Source organism: Sphingomonas sp. DG1-23 (assembly GCF_030730875.1).
Taxonomy (GTDB): Bacteria; Pseudomonadota; Alphaproteobacteria; order Sphingomonadales; family Sphingomonadaceae; genus Sphingomonas.
Genome location: NZ_JAVAMA010000005.1, coordinates 21,545 through 35,922 on the forward strand (window position 1 = coordinate 21,545; position 14,378 = coordinate 35,922).

General features: G+C 67.9%; 9 protein-coding genes and 1 tRNA gene. 5 read left to right on the forward strand and 5 right to left on the reverse strand.

The window, feature by feature from the left end:
- Window positions 1-129: 129 nt before the first annotated feature.
- The 3 genes from Q9Q95_RS09695 to Q9Q95_RS09705 are packed head-to-tail and all read left to right on the forward strand — an operon-like array spanning window position 130 to window position 4,297.
- Window positions 130-1,998, forward strand: coding sequence for a TonB-dependent siderophore receptor (locus tag Q9Q95_RS09695; RefSeq protein ID WP_306096414.1), 1,869 nt, complete (start codon window positions 130-132; stop codon window positions 1,996-1,998).
- Window positions 1,998-2,552 (forward strand): YfiR family protein, encoded by a 555-nt coding sequence (locus Q9Q95_RS09700; RefSeq protein ID WP_306096415.1) that lies wholly within the window; start codon window positions 1,998-2,000, stop codon window positions 2,550-2,552. Before Q9Q95_RS09695 ends, Q9Q95_RS09700 begins: the two co-directional genes overlap by 1 nt.
- Window positions 2,552-4,297 (forward strand): response regulator, encoded by a 1,746-nt coding sequence (locus Q9Q95_RS09705; RefSeq protein WP_306096417.1) that lies wholly within the window; start codon window positions 2,552-2,554, stop codon window positions 4,295-4,297. Before Q9Q95_RS09700 ends, Q9Q95_RS09705 begins: the two co-directional genes overlap by 1 nt.
- Here Q9Q95_RS09705 and Q9Q95_RS09710 read toward each other — a convergent pair.
- The 3 genes from Q9Q95_RS09710 to cpdR all read right to left on the reverse strand — a co-directional run bounded on the left by Q9Q95_RS09710 (window position 4,284) and on the right by cpdR (window position 5,788).
- Entirely contained in the window at window positions 4,284-5,219 is a 936-nt protein-coding gene (locus Q9Q95_RS09710) for a class I SAM-dependent methyltransferase (protein ID WP_306096419.1), read from the reverse strand. The genes Q9Q95_RS09705 and Q9Q95_RS09710 overlap by 14 nt on opposite strands.
- A 60-nt stretch (window positions 5,220-5,279) precedes the next feature.
- Window positions 5,280-5,354 (reverse strand) — tRNA-Val (locus Q9Q95_RS09715).
- Window positions 5,355-5,413: 59 nt separating this feature from the next.
- Window positions 5,414-5,788 (reverse strand): cell cycle two-component system response regulator CpdR, encoded by a 375-nt coding sequence (cpdR, locus tag Q9Q95_RS09720; protein ID WP_077509890.1) that lies wholly within the window; start codon window positions 5,786-5,788, stop codon window positions 5,414-5,416.
- A gap of 113 nt (window positions 5,789-5,901) precedes the next feature.
- Here cpdR and Q9Q95_RS09725 point away from each other — a divergent pair, with 113 nt between their 5' ends.
- Both Q9Q95_RS09725 and Q9Q95_RS09730 read left to right on the forward strand, forming a co-directional pair.
- A complete protein-coding gene (locus Q9Q95_RS09725) occupies window positions 5,902-6,747 on the forward strand; it encodes an N-formylglutamate amidohydrolase (protein ID WP_306096424.1) in 846 nt (281 codons plus the stop codon).
- A 538-nt stretch (window positions 6,748-7,285) separates the two neighbouring features.
- Window positions 7,286-12,169 (forward strand): Ig-like domain-containing protein, encoded by a 4,884-nt coding sequence (locus Q9Q95_RS09730; protein WP_306096426.1) that lies wholly within the window; start codon window positions 7,286-7,288, stop codon window positions 12,167-12,169.
- A gap of 48 nt (window positions 12,170-12,217) precedes the next feature.
- On the opposite strand, the gene hutC is transcribed toward Q9Q95_RS09730, so the two are convergent.
- Complete coding sequence (gene hutC, locus Q9Q95_RS09735; RefSeq protein ID WP_306096428.1) at window positions 12,218-12,949, reverse strand: histidine utilization repressor; 732 nt, start codon at window positions 12,947-12,949, stop codon at window positions 12,218-12,220.
- The gene (locus Q9Q95_RS09740; RefSeq protein WP_306096430.1) at window positions 12,946-14,304 is read right to left on the reverse strand and encodes a formimidoylglutamate deiminase; all 1,359 of its coding nucleotides are present in this window, start codon (window positions 14,302-14,304) and stop codon (window positions 12,946-12,948) included. Before Q9Q95_RS09740 ends, hutC begins: the two co-directional genes overlap by 4 nt.
- Between the last annotated feature and the right edge of the window lie 74 nt (window positions 14,305-14,378).

Sequence of the window (14,378 nt, forward strand, 5' to 3'; positions counted from 1 at the left end):
CAAAGGCCCGTACTCGTCTGTCGGCCGGCTCGACGCTAGGCCCCGATTCGATGGGAGCTTGACCCCCGCCCCGCCCGGACCGACAAAGCCGGGGCGCCGGGGGGCAGCGACAAGCGAGTGCCGGACTTGATGCAAAGCCGATGGTGGGCGCCCCTTTTCCTCCTGACGCCCCTTCCCGCCGCCGCGGCGGACGATTCGCCCCAGGATCTCTCCACGCTGTCGATCGAGGAGCTGGCCCAGCTGCCGGTGCGCTCGGCGTCGAAGCGCGAGGAGCCGCTGAGCCGCGTTCCCAACGCCGCCTGGGTGATCACCAACGACGACATCGTCCGTTCGCCGGCCACCTCGATCCCCGAATTGCTCCGCGAGGCGCCCGGAGTCCAGGTCCAGCGGCTCAACGCCACCCAATATGCGGTCAGCGCGCGCGGCTTCGGCGGCTATGAGCCGTCGAACAAATTGCTCCTGCTGGTCGATGGCCGCAGCGGCTATTCGACGCTCCATTCGGGGGTGTTCTGGGACCTGCGCTCGCCGCTGCTCGAGGACATCGCCCAGATCGAGGTGATCAACGGCCCCGGCGGCACGCTCTACGGGCCGAACGCGGTCAACGGCGTGATCAACATCTTGTCGAAGGACGCGTTCGACGCGCAGGGCGGATTGATCCGCGGCACCGCCGGCGCCCGCGAACGGACGCTCGGCGCGCGCTACGGCTTCGCATTGGGCAGCGACGCCGCGGTGCGGGTCTACGGCAATTATTACGATCGCGAGGACATGCCCGATCGCGCCGCCGCCGGAATCGCCGACGATGCGATCCGCGGCTGGCAGGCCGGCTTCCGCGCCGACGTGCATGGCGCGGCGGACAGCTTCACCCTGCAGGGCGATCTGTTCGACAGCGACCGCTTCTTTGCCCCGGGCGACGGCAATCACGGGCACAACATCCTCGGCCGCTGGAATCACGAGCTGACCGGCAGCTCGTCGCTGCGCTTCCAGGCCTATTACGACTATTTCCAGCGCCGCGAGCTGCTGACCGTCAACAGCCTCGAGACGGTCGATGCCGAACTGCAATATAATCTCGCCAGCGGCGGTCACGAACTCGTCGCCGGGGTCGGCGGCCGGACGACGCGCGATTCGTTCGTCAACCGGTTCAACGCCTTCCGCCTCGATCCGGAAAGCGCGCGGCTGTGGATCGGCAATGCCTTCGTCCAGGACCGCCTCGCTTTGTCGCGCACCTTGTCGCTGACCGCCGGGGTCAAGCTCGAAAGCTCGTCCTATACCGGCGTCCAGTTGCTCCCCAATCTGCGGCTGGCATGGCAAGCGGGGGAGCGCGCCTTGCTCTGGGCCTCGGTCGCCCGCGCGGTCCGCACGCCGTCGCGGATCGATCGCGACCTCACCGAACCGGCGACCGTCGCAAGGGCCAGCCAGTTCGCTTCGGAGAAATTGACTGCGTTCGAGGCCGGCTATCGCGGCCAGCCGAGCGCGTCGACCTCGCTGTCGGTATCGTTGTTCTACAATCTCTATCACGATCTGCGCAGCCTCACCTTCATCGGCAATCCCTTCCCGCTCCAGCTCGGCAACGATCTGCGCGGGACGACCTATGGCGTCGAGGCCGCGGTGACCCGGCAGCTCACGCCGTGGTGGCGCGTGACCGGCACCGCCGCCTGGCTGGGCAAGGATTTCGAGCTTCGCCCGGGGACGATCGATCTCAGCGCGGGCGCGTCGCTCGGCCAGGATCCGGACTATCAGTTCGGACTCCGCTCGCGGATGACCCTGCCGCAGGGCGTGCTCTTCGATGCCGGGCTGCGCGCGGTGGACGGGCTCGATAGCCCGGCGATCGACGGCTATGTCGAGGCCGACGCCCGGCTGAGCCTGCGGCTGAGCGACGCGGTCGAGCTCTATGTCGCAGGCGAGAATCTGCTCCACGCCCGGCATCTCGAGAGCAACGACGTCGCCCGCGCCCAGTGGATCCAGCGCAGCGTCTATGCCGGGACCCGGCTGCGTTTCTGATGCGCGCCGGCCGGCTCCTGTTCGCGCTCTGCGCATTCGCGGCGATGTCGCCGCCCGCCGCGGCGTCGTCCGGGCCGCAGGCGAGCGAGGACGCGGTCAAGGCCGCGTTTCTTCCCAAGTTCGTGCGCTATATCGAGCTGCCGGCAGGGGTGCAGCCCGAGGCCGGCCAGCCTTTCTACCTCTGCGTGATCGGTCGCGACCCGTTCGGGCCGGGACTCGATCGTGCGGCGGCGAGCGAGATCGTCGACGGGCGGCCGATCGCGGTGCGACGCTTCGCCAACGCCGATGCGCCGGCGGTGGCGGGCTGCCACGCCGCCTATGTCGCCGGAGCCAATGACCAGCAGACCGTCCAGATCCTCTCGGTGCTTCGCCGCCAGCCGACCCTGACCATCACCGACAGCCGCTGGGGCAAGCCGCGCGGGATGATCCATTTCACGGTGGAGGGCGCGCGGGTGCGCTTCCACATCGACGACGAGGCGGCGGCTGCGCGCGGGATCGGTATCAGTTCGCGATTGCTTGCATTGGCGGTCGAAGTGAAGCAGCGCACCTCCTGATGCGGATCGAGGACATCAGCGGCCGCTGGCGCAGCTTTCCGGTCGCGATCACCGTGGTGCTGGTCGCGCTGCTGCTGCTCGGCGGCATCCTCACCGTGGTCCAGGGCGAAACGGGCTATCTGAGCCAGAAGCAGCGCGAGACCCAGGCCCAGACCGACATTCTCGCCGCCAGCGTGGTCGCCGCGCTCGACTTCGGCGACGCCGCCGCTGCGCGCGAGTCGGTCGACGCCCTCCGCGCCGACCGGCAGGTCCGGATGGCGGCGATCTATGACCGCGCCGGCAGGCTGGTCGCCGGCTATGCCCGCCGGGGACAGGTCATTCCCGCCCGGCTGGCCGACGCGAACGCCGGCGTCGACGTGATCGCGGCGCGCGTCGCCGTCACGCGCTCGGGCGAGCAGATCGGCACGGCCTATATCGCAGTCGATTCCCAGCCTTTTTCGACCCGCGTCCGTCGCTATCTGCTCATCGGCCTGCTCATCGTCATGGCGGCCCTGGTCGCGGCGGTGCTCGGGATCGCCCAGATCGCGCTGGGCCGCGCCAATCGCGAGCTCGAGGCCCGGGCGGCTGCGCTCGCCGACGCCAATGCCGAGCTCACCCACCAGATCGCCGAGCGCACCAAGGCCGAGGAGCAGCTTCGCCAGGCGCAGAAGATGCAGGCGCTCGGCCAGCTCACCGGCGGCATCGCGCACGATTTCAACAATCTGCTCACCGTGATCCAGGGTTCGGCCGACATGCTGCTGCGGCCCGGCCTCACCGAGGAACGCCGCAAGCGCTTCGCCGACGCCATCGTCCAGGCCGCGGCGCGCGCCGCCGCGCTGACCAGCCAGCTGCTCGCCTTCGCGCGGCGCCAGCCGCTCAAGCCCGAAGTGATCGACGTCAACACGATGATCGCGGGGATGACCGAATTGCTCGACCGCGCGCTGGGCGAGCGGGTGATCGTCGAGACCGATCTCGCCGACGGCGTGGGCACGGTCGAGGCCGACCGCGCGCAGCTCGTCTCGGCGGTGCTCAACATCGCGGTCAACGGCCGCGATGCGATGCCCGACGGCGGCACACTCCACATCTCCACCGTCCGCGAGGAGGGCGAGCAGGGCCCGGTGATCGCTCTGTCGATCGCGGATACCGGCGCGGGCATGGATGCCCCGACGATCGAACGCGCGATGGAGCCCTTCTTCACCACCAAGGCCGCCGGCAAGGGCACCGGGCTCGGGCTCAGCCAGGTGTATGGCTTCGCCACCCAATCGGGCGGCGATCTCCGCATCGAGAGCAGCCCCGGCAACGGCACGCGCGTCACCATCCTGCTGCCGTGCAGCGACCTCGAACAGGCCGCGTCGCCAGAGGCGCCGTCGATGCTGTCCGCCGGCGGCCGCACCGGATCGGTGCTGCTCGTCGAGGATAATGAGGAAGTCGGCGAGTTCGCCGAGGCGCTGTTGCGCGAGCTCGGCCACCGGGTCGTCCGCACCCGCTCGGGCAATGAAGCGCTCGAGGTCGCCCGGGCGGCGCGGTTCGATGTGGTGCTGAGCGACGTGGTGATGCCGGGGATGAGCGGGCTCGAACTGGCCGAGGCGCTCGGCGCCGCGCAGCCGGAGCTGCCGGTGATCCTCACCACCGGCTATAGCGACGAGATCTCGCGCTCGGGCGCGGGCGGACGGCCGGTGCTGCTCAAACCCTATCGGCTCGATACGCTGGCGTCGGTAATCGACGAGATGCTGCGCGCGCCGGCCGAGCGGACTAAAGCTTCGTGAAGATTGCCGCGACCACCGCGATCCGATCGACCTCGGCATAAGCCGGCCGCTCGAGTTCCTCACCGAAGACGTCGGGATCGAGCGCGCGATAGCGAAGGCCGCAATCCTCCGCGGCGGCGAGCGCCACCAAAGCCTCCCCCAGAAGGTCGCTCCCCCGAACGATCGCGCTCCCGGTATAGAGGATCAGCCTGCCCCCCGGCGCCAGTCTGCGTACCGCCATGCGCGCCATGTCCACCGACACCTGGCCGCCGAACATGCCGCCGCCGTCGCGATAGGTGCGCGCGCCCTCGTCGATGATGTAGGGCGGATTGGCGAGCGCGAGATCGATCGGCGCCTCGACCGGATCGAGATTTTCGCTCTCCACTCCGAGGATCGCGACGCCTGCCGCGTGCGCATTGATCGCGGCGAGCCGCAGCGCGGCAGGGTTCACGTCGGTCATCCAGACCTTGGCGTCGGCGCACAGCCTCGCGGCGACCATCGCACCCACCCCGGCGCCGGTGCCGATATCGACGATCGTCGCGGCGTGGGGCACGCCTTGCCTCGCCAGCTCGGCTTCGATCAGATCGGCGAAGCGATAGCTGTCCGGCCCGAAGAACACCGAATCCTCGGCCTCGGTCGGCCAGGCGGAGTGCAGATAGAGCGCATCCTTCAGCGACGATACCCGAAGCCGGCTCCGCCACAGTCCGTCGCCCATGGCCTCCAGCGCACCGCCGGCATCCAGCAATGCGAGAAGCTCGGCGTCGATGCGCGCGCGCTCGAACGGCAGGCTCCAGCCCAATATGTCGAAAAGATCCCGCGCCACGCGGCGATCGGCACGCGCGACGACCCGGGCATGCGTCGCCGGCGTGGGCGTGACGAAGCGATAGCCGCGTTGCCCCAGAGTTTCGAGAAGGCGCAACAGCGCCGCATCCGATTCGGTCATGAGACTTCAGGACACAAAAAAGCCCGCGGAGCCAAGGGGCTCAACGCGGGCTTCCTTTGATGGTGGGCGTGGCAAGGATTGAACTTGCGACCCCTGCGATGTCAACACAGTGCTCTACCACTGAGCTACACGCCCCCAAGGAGGGCGCGCTTTAGCGGGGCTTTTTCCGCCGCGCAAGCGCCCTCATCGCTAAATCAGTTGAAGCCCGCATTCTCCGACTGGAACATGCGATCGACCTCGAGCACGAGGTCGCGCAGGTGGAACGGCTTGGAGAGCACGCGCGCCTGCGGAACCTGCTTGCCGGCCTTGAGCGTCACCGCCGCGAAGCCGGTGATGAACATCACCCGCATCTCCGGCGCCATCTCGCTGGCGCGCTGGGCAAGCTCGATCCCGTCCATTTCGGGCATGACGATGTCGGTAAGGAGCAGATCGAATCGCTCGGCCTCGAGCAGCGGAATCGCCTCGGTGCCGCGATCGACCGCGCTGACCGCATAGCCCGAGCGTTCGAGCGCCCGGGTGAGGTATTCCCGCATCACGCGGTCATCCTCGGCCAGCAGAATCCGGATCATCACTACCCCAACCAATCTAGGTCGCCATCCTATGCGCAAAGCCTTTAAAAATTTCCAGCACGTTTACCGGGCGGCGATTGCTGACGGGGCGTGCCGTGCCTAGTCAGGGACCAGTGACGACAATCGCCTCCTTCGTGCGCCACGGGCCGCTCGAGCCGGTCACGCCGGTGATATTGTCCGTGCCGCATGCCGGCCGCGACTATCCGCCGGCGCTGCGCGCGGCGCTCCGCGTGCCGCTGGCGGCGCTCAAGGGCCTCGAGGATCGCTATGCCGACGCGCTCGGCCTCGACGCGCGCCGAGCCGAGACCTTGTTCGTCGCGCAGCGCGCCCGCGCATGGATCGATCTCAATCGCGGCGAGCATGAGCGCGACCCGCGACTCGATGACGGCGCGGCGCGGATCGGCCATCCGCAATCGGCCAAATTGCGCAGCGGGCTCGGGCTGGTGCCGCGCCGCGTCGGCAATTCGGGGGACATCTGGCAGCGCCGGCTTTCGGCCGACGAGGTCGACCAGCGGATCGCGGCCGATCACCGGCCCTATCATGCCGCGCTCGCCGCCGCGCTCGCCTCGGCGCGGGCGCGTTTCGGAGTCGCGGTGCTGGTCGACATACATTCGATGCCGTCGCTGGGGCCCGCGGAAAGCGCGCCGCGCCTCGTGCTCGGCGATCGCTTCGGCAAATCGGCGGCGGGGCGGTTCACCGGCCGGATCGAAGGAGTCGCGCGCGCGCACGGCATCGCCACTGCAGCGAACGCGCCTTATTCGGGCGGGCACATCCTCGAGCGCCATGGCGAACCACGGCGCGGCGTGCACGCCGTCCAGCTGGAATTCGACCGCGGGCTCTATCTCGACCAGGCGCTGGACGGGCCCGGCGAAGGCCTCCCCGCCACCAGCCGCCTGCTTCGGGCGATCGTCGACGCAGTCACCGACGAAGCCCTGCCGAGCGCGCTCGCCGCCGAATAAAAAACCACCTCGTGCACGGGGCACGAGGTGGCCAAGGTTCAGGGAGGAGACACGCCCGAGGGCGTGTCGCACGGCTTCGTGAAAGGGGGGACACGACGCCGTACAGTGCAAATATAGTTGAGACGCCAGGGAGTTCAAGGCCCTGCGAGGAACCGTGCAGTCGCAGGGACAAACGGTCCGGCGCGGCTCGATCGACGCATAGAGGGCATCGCTGCCGAACCCGTTCGGCGAGGCCGGCGCGCCGTCCGACCTGCCCAAACGGCAGACGTTTCACCTTCCGATCGCATCGAGATCATTTGCTATGGACTCGAAGTCGCGGGCGAGTAACCTTGCGCCGGTCTGATCTGAATCAAAATCGAGTCGCGCGGGGCAAAGCTCCACCCTGAGGTTGTCGGGTGGCGCAATGCGATCGGGGATTGAGGCAATATTGGCAATTCTGGGGACACGCGCGACACCGTCGTGGCGTGCCGCAGTCGTGTTTTCATGCTCTTGCGGGCAGCTACTGCCCGTGCGCTGCGAACGATAAGAGGAGACGGACGTGCCCACTTATACCGGCAATAATGGTAACAACACCATCAACGGTTCCAACGGCAACGATACGATCTATGGCCTTGGCGGGAACGACCATCTCTACGGCCGCGGCGGCATGGACACCATCTATGGCGGCACCGGCAACGACCATATCGAGGGCAATGACGGCAACGACACCCTGAATGGCGACGACGGCAATGACGATATTTTCGGCGGGACCGGCAACGACACGATCAATGGGGGATCAGGCGCCGACGACCTTTACGGCGACGCCAATGACGACACGCTGACCGGCGGCACCGGCGACGACGAACTGCACGGCGGCACCGGCAACGACACGCTTTCGGGCGATGCCAATAACGACATGCTCTGGGGCGACGACGGCACCGATGTGCTGAACGGCGGCGCAGGCTTCGACACGCTTTACGGGGGCAGCGGCAACGATACGCTCGACGGTGGCGGCGATGACGACGAATTGTCGGGCGGTACCGGCAACGACGTGCTGAACGGCGGCGACGGCAACGATCAACTCGCCGGCGACGACAATGACGACACGCTCTATGGCGGCAACGGCAACGATTCGCTCTATGGCGGCAACGGCAACGACACGCTGACCGGCGGCGCCGGGATCGATTATATCGACGGCGGCGCGGGGACCGACACTGCGGTCTATTCGGGCGCGCTCGCCGATTACACGCTCTATCGCCTCGGCCCGATCACCGGCGTGGTCCATAACGGCCCCGGAGGACCCGGCTCGGGCGCGGACGGCGCCGATCTGCTGGTCTCGGTCGAGCGGCTGCAATTTGCCGACGTCACCATCGACCTCACCGGCAACAATGCGCCGATCGCCGCCAACGACGCCGTCGCGCTGACCGAGGATGCCGGCAGCTACAATAGTGGCACCGCGAGCGTGCTCGACAACGACTTCGACTTCGAAGGCGACACGCTGACCGCGACGCCCGGCGTGTTCAACGGCACCTATGGCACGCTGACGCTCAATGCCAACGGCACCTATAATTACGTGCTCAACGCCAATGCCCAGACGCTGGCGCAGGGCCAGGTGGTGCAGGACAGCTTCACCTACACCGCCTCCGACGGCAGCGCTTCGGACACTGCCAATCTGGTCTTCACGATCACCGGCCTCAACGACGCGCCCGTCGCCAATCCCGACGCGGCGACGACGAGCGAGAATGCCAGCGTGCTGATCAACGTTCGTGCCAACGACACCGATGTCGACAATGGCGCGGTATTGACCGTCACCTCCGCTTCGGCACCCGCCGGACAGGGCAGCGCCTCCGTGGTTGCCAACCAGGTCCAGTTCAACCCCGGCAGCGACTTCGACCACCTCGCGGTCGGCGACACCGCGAGCGTTACGGTCAATTACACGATCCAGGACCAGTTCGGCGCCGCCTCGGCGTCGACCGTGACGGTCACCGTCACCGGCACCAATGACGGTCCCGTCGCCAATCCCGATACCGCCGCGACGAGCGAGAATGCCGGCGTCGTGGTCGACGTGCTCGCCAACGATACCGACGCCGATGACGGCGCAGTGCTCACCGTCACCTCCGCGTCGGCGCCGGCCGGTCAGGGCAGCGCCTCGGTGGTCGCCAATCAGGTCCAGTTCGCCCCCGGCAGCGATTTCGACTATCTCGCGGTCGGCGAGAGCACCGTCGTCACCGTCAATTATTCGATCACCGACGATCAGGGCGCGACCTCGGCCTCGACGATCGACATCACCGTCACCGGCACCAACGACGCGCCGACCATCGATGCCGGCGGCACCGATGCCAGCGGCGCGGTCACCGAACTGCCCAACAACGATCCCAACGAAAACGCGTTCACCCATCAGGACAGCGGTACGATAGCGTTCGACGATGTGGATCTCAGCGATACCCATAGCGCCAGCTTCGCGCCGCAGGGCGGCGGCTATCTCGGCACGTTCAGCCTCGATTCCGTAAACCAGGCCGGCGACAGCGTCGGCTGGGACTTCCAGGTCGACGACAGCGCGATCGACTTCCTCGAAGAAGGCGAGACGCTGACCCAGACCTACACCGTCACCGTCGATGACGGCCATGGCGGCACCACCACGCAGGACGTCACCGTCACGATCACCGGCGAGGGCGACAATCTGCCGCCCGACGCGGTCGACGACGCCTATACCGTTCCCGGCAACGTCACCCTCACCGTCGACGCGAGCGAAGGCGTGCTCGCCAACGACAGCGACGACGGCGGGGTCGGCACCGATCCGGGCGAAGCCTCGGTCACTGCGTTCGATGCGACCTCGGCCAATGGCGGCACGGTCACGGTCAATCCCGACGGCTCGTTCAGCTACGAGCCCCCGGCCGGGTTCAGCGGCGCCGACAGCTTCACCTACACGCTGACCGACGCCGACGGTGAAACCGACGTGGCGACGGTGACGGTCAATGTCGGCGCCGACGCGGTCTGGTTCATCGACAATGCCGCGGTGGGCAGCCTTAATCTCGGCACGCAGGCCGATCCGTTCACCTCGCTCGCCGCGTTCAACGCCGCGCAGGGCACCCCCGACGGCCCCGCCGCCGGCGACACCATCTACCTGCGCGAAGGCACCGGCACCTATTCCGAAGCCGACGGCATCAATCTGCTCGACGGCCAGACCTTGGTCGGCGGCGGGCAGGATCTGGTGATCGGCGGCGAGACCTTCGAGCAGGGCACCGGCCGCCCGACCATCGTCACCACCGGCGGCGCCAATAACGGCGTCGACCTCGCCCAGAACAACGAGATATCCGGCTTCGACATCGGCGACACTACCGGCGCTGGGCTCGCCGACAGCGGAGGCAGCGTCGGCAGCCTGAGCGTCAGCGACGTCGGCAAATCGGGCGCGGGCCAGATCGTCGACATCGACCAGGGCGGCACGCTCGACGTCACGCTCAACAGCGCGGCATCGACCGCGTCGACCGGCGGCGCGATCGACCTTGCCGGAGTCGGCGGCAGTTTCACCGTCACCGGCGCGACCGTGATCACCGGCGCGCATGGCGGCGGCGGCGTGGACATCACCGGTTCGTCGGTCACCGCGACGTTCTCGGGCGGCGGCACCGTCTCGACCGGGACGGCCACCGCAGTGAACTTCGTCGGCAACAGCGGCGCGCTCGCGCTCGGCGGTGGGTTCGACATCGCCACCACCACCGGCACCGGGCTCAACGCCAGCGGCGGCGGCACCGTCACCGCCACCGGCGCGGGCAACGACGTCAGCGCGGCGGGCGGCGTGGCCGTAAGCGTGGTCGGCACCGCGATCGGCGCCGCGGACCTAACCTTCGAAAGCGTCTCGGCCAATGGCGGATCCTATGCCATCCGGCTCAACGGCACCGGTTCGGACGGCGGGCTCCACGTCACCGGCACCGGCACGACGGACGGCTCGGGCGGCACGATCCAGAATATCGGCATCCGCGGGATCGAGGCGATCGACACCGCCGAATTGTCGCTCGGCAACATGAATCTGGTCAACGCCAACACGATCAGCGGTACCTCGACCGACCTCGACGTCAGCGCATCCAACGCTGCGGTCTATCTGAGCGACGTCGCCGGCGTGTCGCTCGACAACGTCCATATCAACGGCGTCGCCGACACCGGCATCGTCGGCATCGACGTGTCCGATTTCGTGATGGACAACAGCTCGATCACCGAGGCCGGCGACGCCATCCACGAAAGCGGCATCGAGTTCGTCAACCTCTCGGGGGATTCCTCGATCTCGAACACCGAGATCGCCTTTGCCGAGACCAACGGCGTCGACATCGTCAACACCGATGTCGACCTCGATCTCGTCCTCGACAACGTCACGTTCCGCGACAGCCAGACGACCAATTCGGGCGGCCCCGCCAACACCAACGGCGATGGCGGGCTGCAATTCCGCAGCTTCAGCACCGGGGCCGGCGCGCCGGTCACCAATATCGACATCATCGACAGCGATTTCGTGCGGCTGCGGACCCAGGCGATCCAGGTGATCAGCGACGATGACAGCGTGGTCAGCGTCGACATCACCAACAATAACATCGACAGCGAAGCCGATATCGGCAGCGGCATCGACCTCAACGCCAACGACGCCGCGCAACTGGCTTTCAACGTGATCGGCAACACGGTGCAGAGCCGCGGCGGCGCCGCGATCAACGTCACCTCCTTCGGCGGCGCCGACATCGAGGGCCGGATCAACGACAATGCGATCACCGCCAACGGCTCGGGATCGGGAATCCGGGTCCTGACCCAGGACAGCGGCGCCACTGCGATCGTCGAGGCCCGCGACAACAATATCGTCATGGGGACCGGCAATGGCAGCTCCGCGATCGACGCGCAGGCGCGCTTCGGCGATGCGCGGCTCGATCTCACGCTCGACAACAATACGATCGATTCGAACCCGAGCGCGCTCGCCGACATCAATATCACCGCAGGATCTTCGAGCGCGGGCGAAACCGCGCAAGTCTATGCCAACATCATCAACAACGACGTCGTCGCCGGCGGGCCGACCAATTTGCTGCGGCTGCGCACCTCCGATCTCGACGGCACGTCCGATCCGCGCATTTTCCTTCAGGGCTTTGTCGAGGGCGGGGCCGGGCTCGACGACGATGCGGTCGCGACGTGGAACGCCAATGGCAACACTCCGGTGGCGACGCCTGCAAACATCAATGTGACCCAGACGGGAGGCGCGACGGCGCCGAGCGCTGGCACCGCATTGGTGCCCGGCAATCCGGCGCCGATGATGGGGTTCGCGGCATTCGGCGCCGGCGACGACCTGTTCCTCTTCGACCAGAGCGCGCGCCAGCCGGTCGCCGATGCGTTCGCCGGCGATGCCGCCACGTCGTCCGACTGGAGCGATCCCGGCCATTACGCCATTTCGCTGCACTATACCGATCTGATGCTTTGACCCGGCACTGGCCGTCTCCCTTCGGAGAGACGGCCAGACGCGGGACGCTCAGCCGCTAAAGGCCTGCCTCATCGTTCCCTGCGACGCGAAACGGGCTGTGAGATCGAAGCTGTCGCCGTCGAATGTGGTGCGGACATAGGTGATCGTCTCGGCCTCGCGCCACGTCCAGCGCTCGAGCACGAGGCAGGGCTTGTCGGCGTCGAGTGCGAGCAAGGCCGCCGCCGCGCCGGCGGGCGCGGCAGTGATGCGATGCTCGGCCTCGGTCCACGGGACATGGCTGAGCAGCCAGCTTCCGGGCGGGTCGATCGCAAAATCGGCATCCACCGCCTCGGGGACCGCGGCGAGATTGATCAGCCGTTCCTCGACGGCATAGGGCCGCGCATCGGCGAGGTGCACGCAGCGCAGCGACAGCAGCTTGCCATGCGAAAGGCGCAGCAAGGCGACACTCGCGCTGTCGGCGCCCAGCACGCTGCGCGCCACCAGCTGCAGGCCATAAGCATGGCCGCGCTTCTCGATCTCCTCGCGGATATCGGGAATATGCAGCGCCGCCATGTGGATCCGCGGCCGGGTCACGAACGAGCCGCGCCGCCGCTGGCGCGCGATCAGCCCCGCGCTCGCCAACGCCGACAGCGCCTTGTTCACCGTCATCCGCGAGCAGTCATATTCGGCCATCAGTTCGTGCTCGAAGGGAATGCGGTCGCCGGGACGCAGCGCGCCCGACATGATCCGGCCCTCGATTGCGCTGCGGATGACCTGATAGAGCGGGCGCGCGTCGCTCATGCGATTCCCAGTCCGGCGAGCGCCGCCGCATAGCGCCGAACCACCGCCGCGCGCGCGACATGGCGTCCGCCCTGCACCCATTGCCGCCCGCCGCACCACACACCGTCGATCATGCCGCCGCCATTGGCGAACACAAAGGCATCGAGCAATGCATCTCCGGACCGGCCCGCGAGCGTCGGATGCGCACGGTCGAGCGTCACGAAATCGGCGCGCGCGCCCGGCGCGAGATCGTGATCCGCCGCCAGCGCCTGCGCCCCGCCGCGTCGCGCGGCGTCGAACAGCGTCCGCCCGGTCGACGGACACTCCGCGCTCGACAACAGGTTGCGCGCCCGATGCGTCAGCCGCTGCGAATATTCGAGGCTGCGCAACTCCTGCGCAAGATCGATCAGCACATTCGAATCCGATCCCACCCCGAAACGACCTCCGACAGCGTGCAGCTCGGCGGCGGGAAACACCCCGTCGCCCAGATTGGCCTCGGTGATCGGACACAGCCCGACCACCGCGCCGCTCCGCGCGATCCCGGACAGCTCGGCTTCCGTCACGTGGGTCGCGTGCACGAGGCACCAGCGCGCATCGACCGGTGCGTTGGCGAGCAGCCATTCGACCGGGCGCGCGCCGCTATGCCGAAGGCAATCCTCCACCTCGCCGGTCTGCTCGGCGATATGGATGTGCACCCGCCCCTCCCCGCCGGCCGCCAGTGCGGCGTAAAGCCCCTCGGGCGTCACGGCGCGCAAGCTGTGCGGCGCGACCCCGACCCGCGCGTCGGCGAGCCCCGCCACCGCCGCGCGCGATGCCTCGATCAGCCGCGCATAGCCGTCGGCATCCTGGACGAAGCGCCTTTGTTCGGGCTTCGGCGCGACTCCGCCAAAGCCCGAGGTCATGTAGAGCACCGGCAGCAAGGTGAGCCCGATCCCGGTCTCCGCCGCGGCGGCAGCGAGCCGCGCGCCCATCTCCGCCGGATCGGCGAACGGCGTGCCGTCGCGATCGTGATGGACATAGTGAAACTCGCCGACCCGCACGAACCCGGCTTCGAGCATCTCGACAAAGGCGAGCGCCGCGATCGCCTCGAGTTCTTCGGGTCCGATCGCATTGGCGAAGCGGTACATCAGGTCGCGCCACGTCCAGAAACTGTCCGCGCCCGGCCCGCGCCGCTCGGCCATGCCCGCCATGCCGCGCTGAAACGCGTGGCTGTGCAAATTCGCGATGCCGGGCAGCGCGACTCCGTACCGCACGTCTCCGGCTTCGGGCGCGGCATGGGTCGTCACTGCAAGGATTCGGCCGTCCTGCGCGGTCATCCGGACGCGCTCCGCCCACCCGTCCGCCAGCAACGCCGCCTCGAACCACCAGGATTGCATCGCCACCCTCCCACATCTCGCTGCCGATTAATGTATAGACATTTGGCCCGGCATCCTAGAGGATCGCTCCAGAT

Coding starts and splice junctions, on each gene's coding strand:
- Q9Q95_RS09695 (WP_306096414.1), top strand. CDS start 130: ATGCAAAGCCGATGGTGGGCGCCCCTTTTCCTCCTGACGCCCCTTCCC.
- Q9Q95_RS09700 (WP_306096415.1), top strand. CDS start 1,998: ATGCGCGCCGGCCGGCTCCTGTTCGCGCTCTGCGCATTCGCGGCGATG.
- Q9Q95_RS09705 (WP_306096417.1), top strand. CDS start 2,552: ATGCGGATCGAGGACATCAGCGGCCGCTGGCGCAGCTTTCCGGTCGCG.
- Q9Q95_RS09710 (WP_306096419.1), bottom strand. CDS start 5,219: ATGACCGAATCGGATGCGGCGCTGTTGCGCCTTCTCGAAACTCTGGGG.
- cpdR (WP_077509890.1), bottom strand. CDS start 5,788: ATGATCCGGATTCTGCTGGCCGAGGATGACCGCGTGATGCGGGAATAC.
- hutC (WP_306096428.1), bottom strand. CDS start 12,949: ATGAGCGACGCGCGCCCGCTCTATCAGGTCATCCGCAGCGCAATCGAG.
- Q9Q95_RS09740 (WP_306096430.1), bottom strand. CDS start 14,304: ATGCAATCCTGGTGGTTCGAGGCGGCGTTGCTGGCGGACGGGTGGGCG.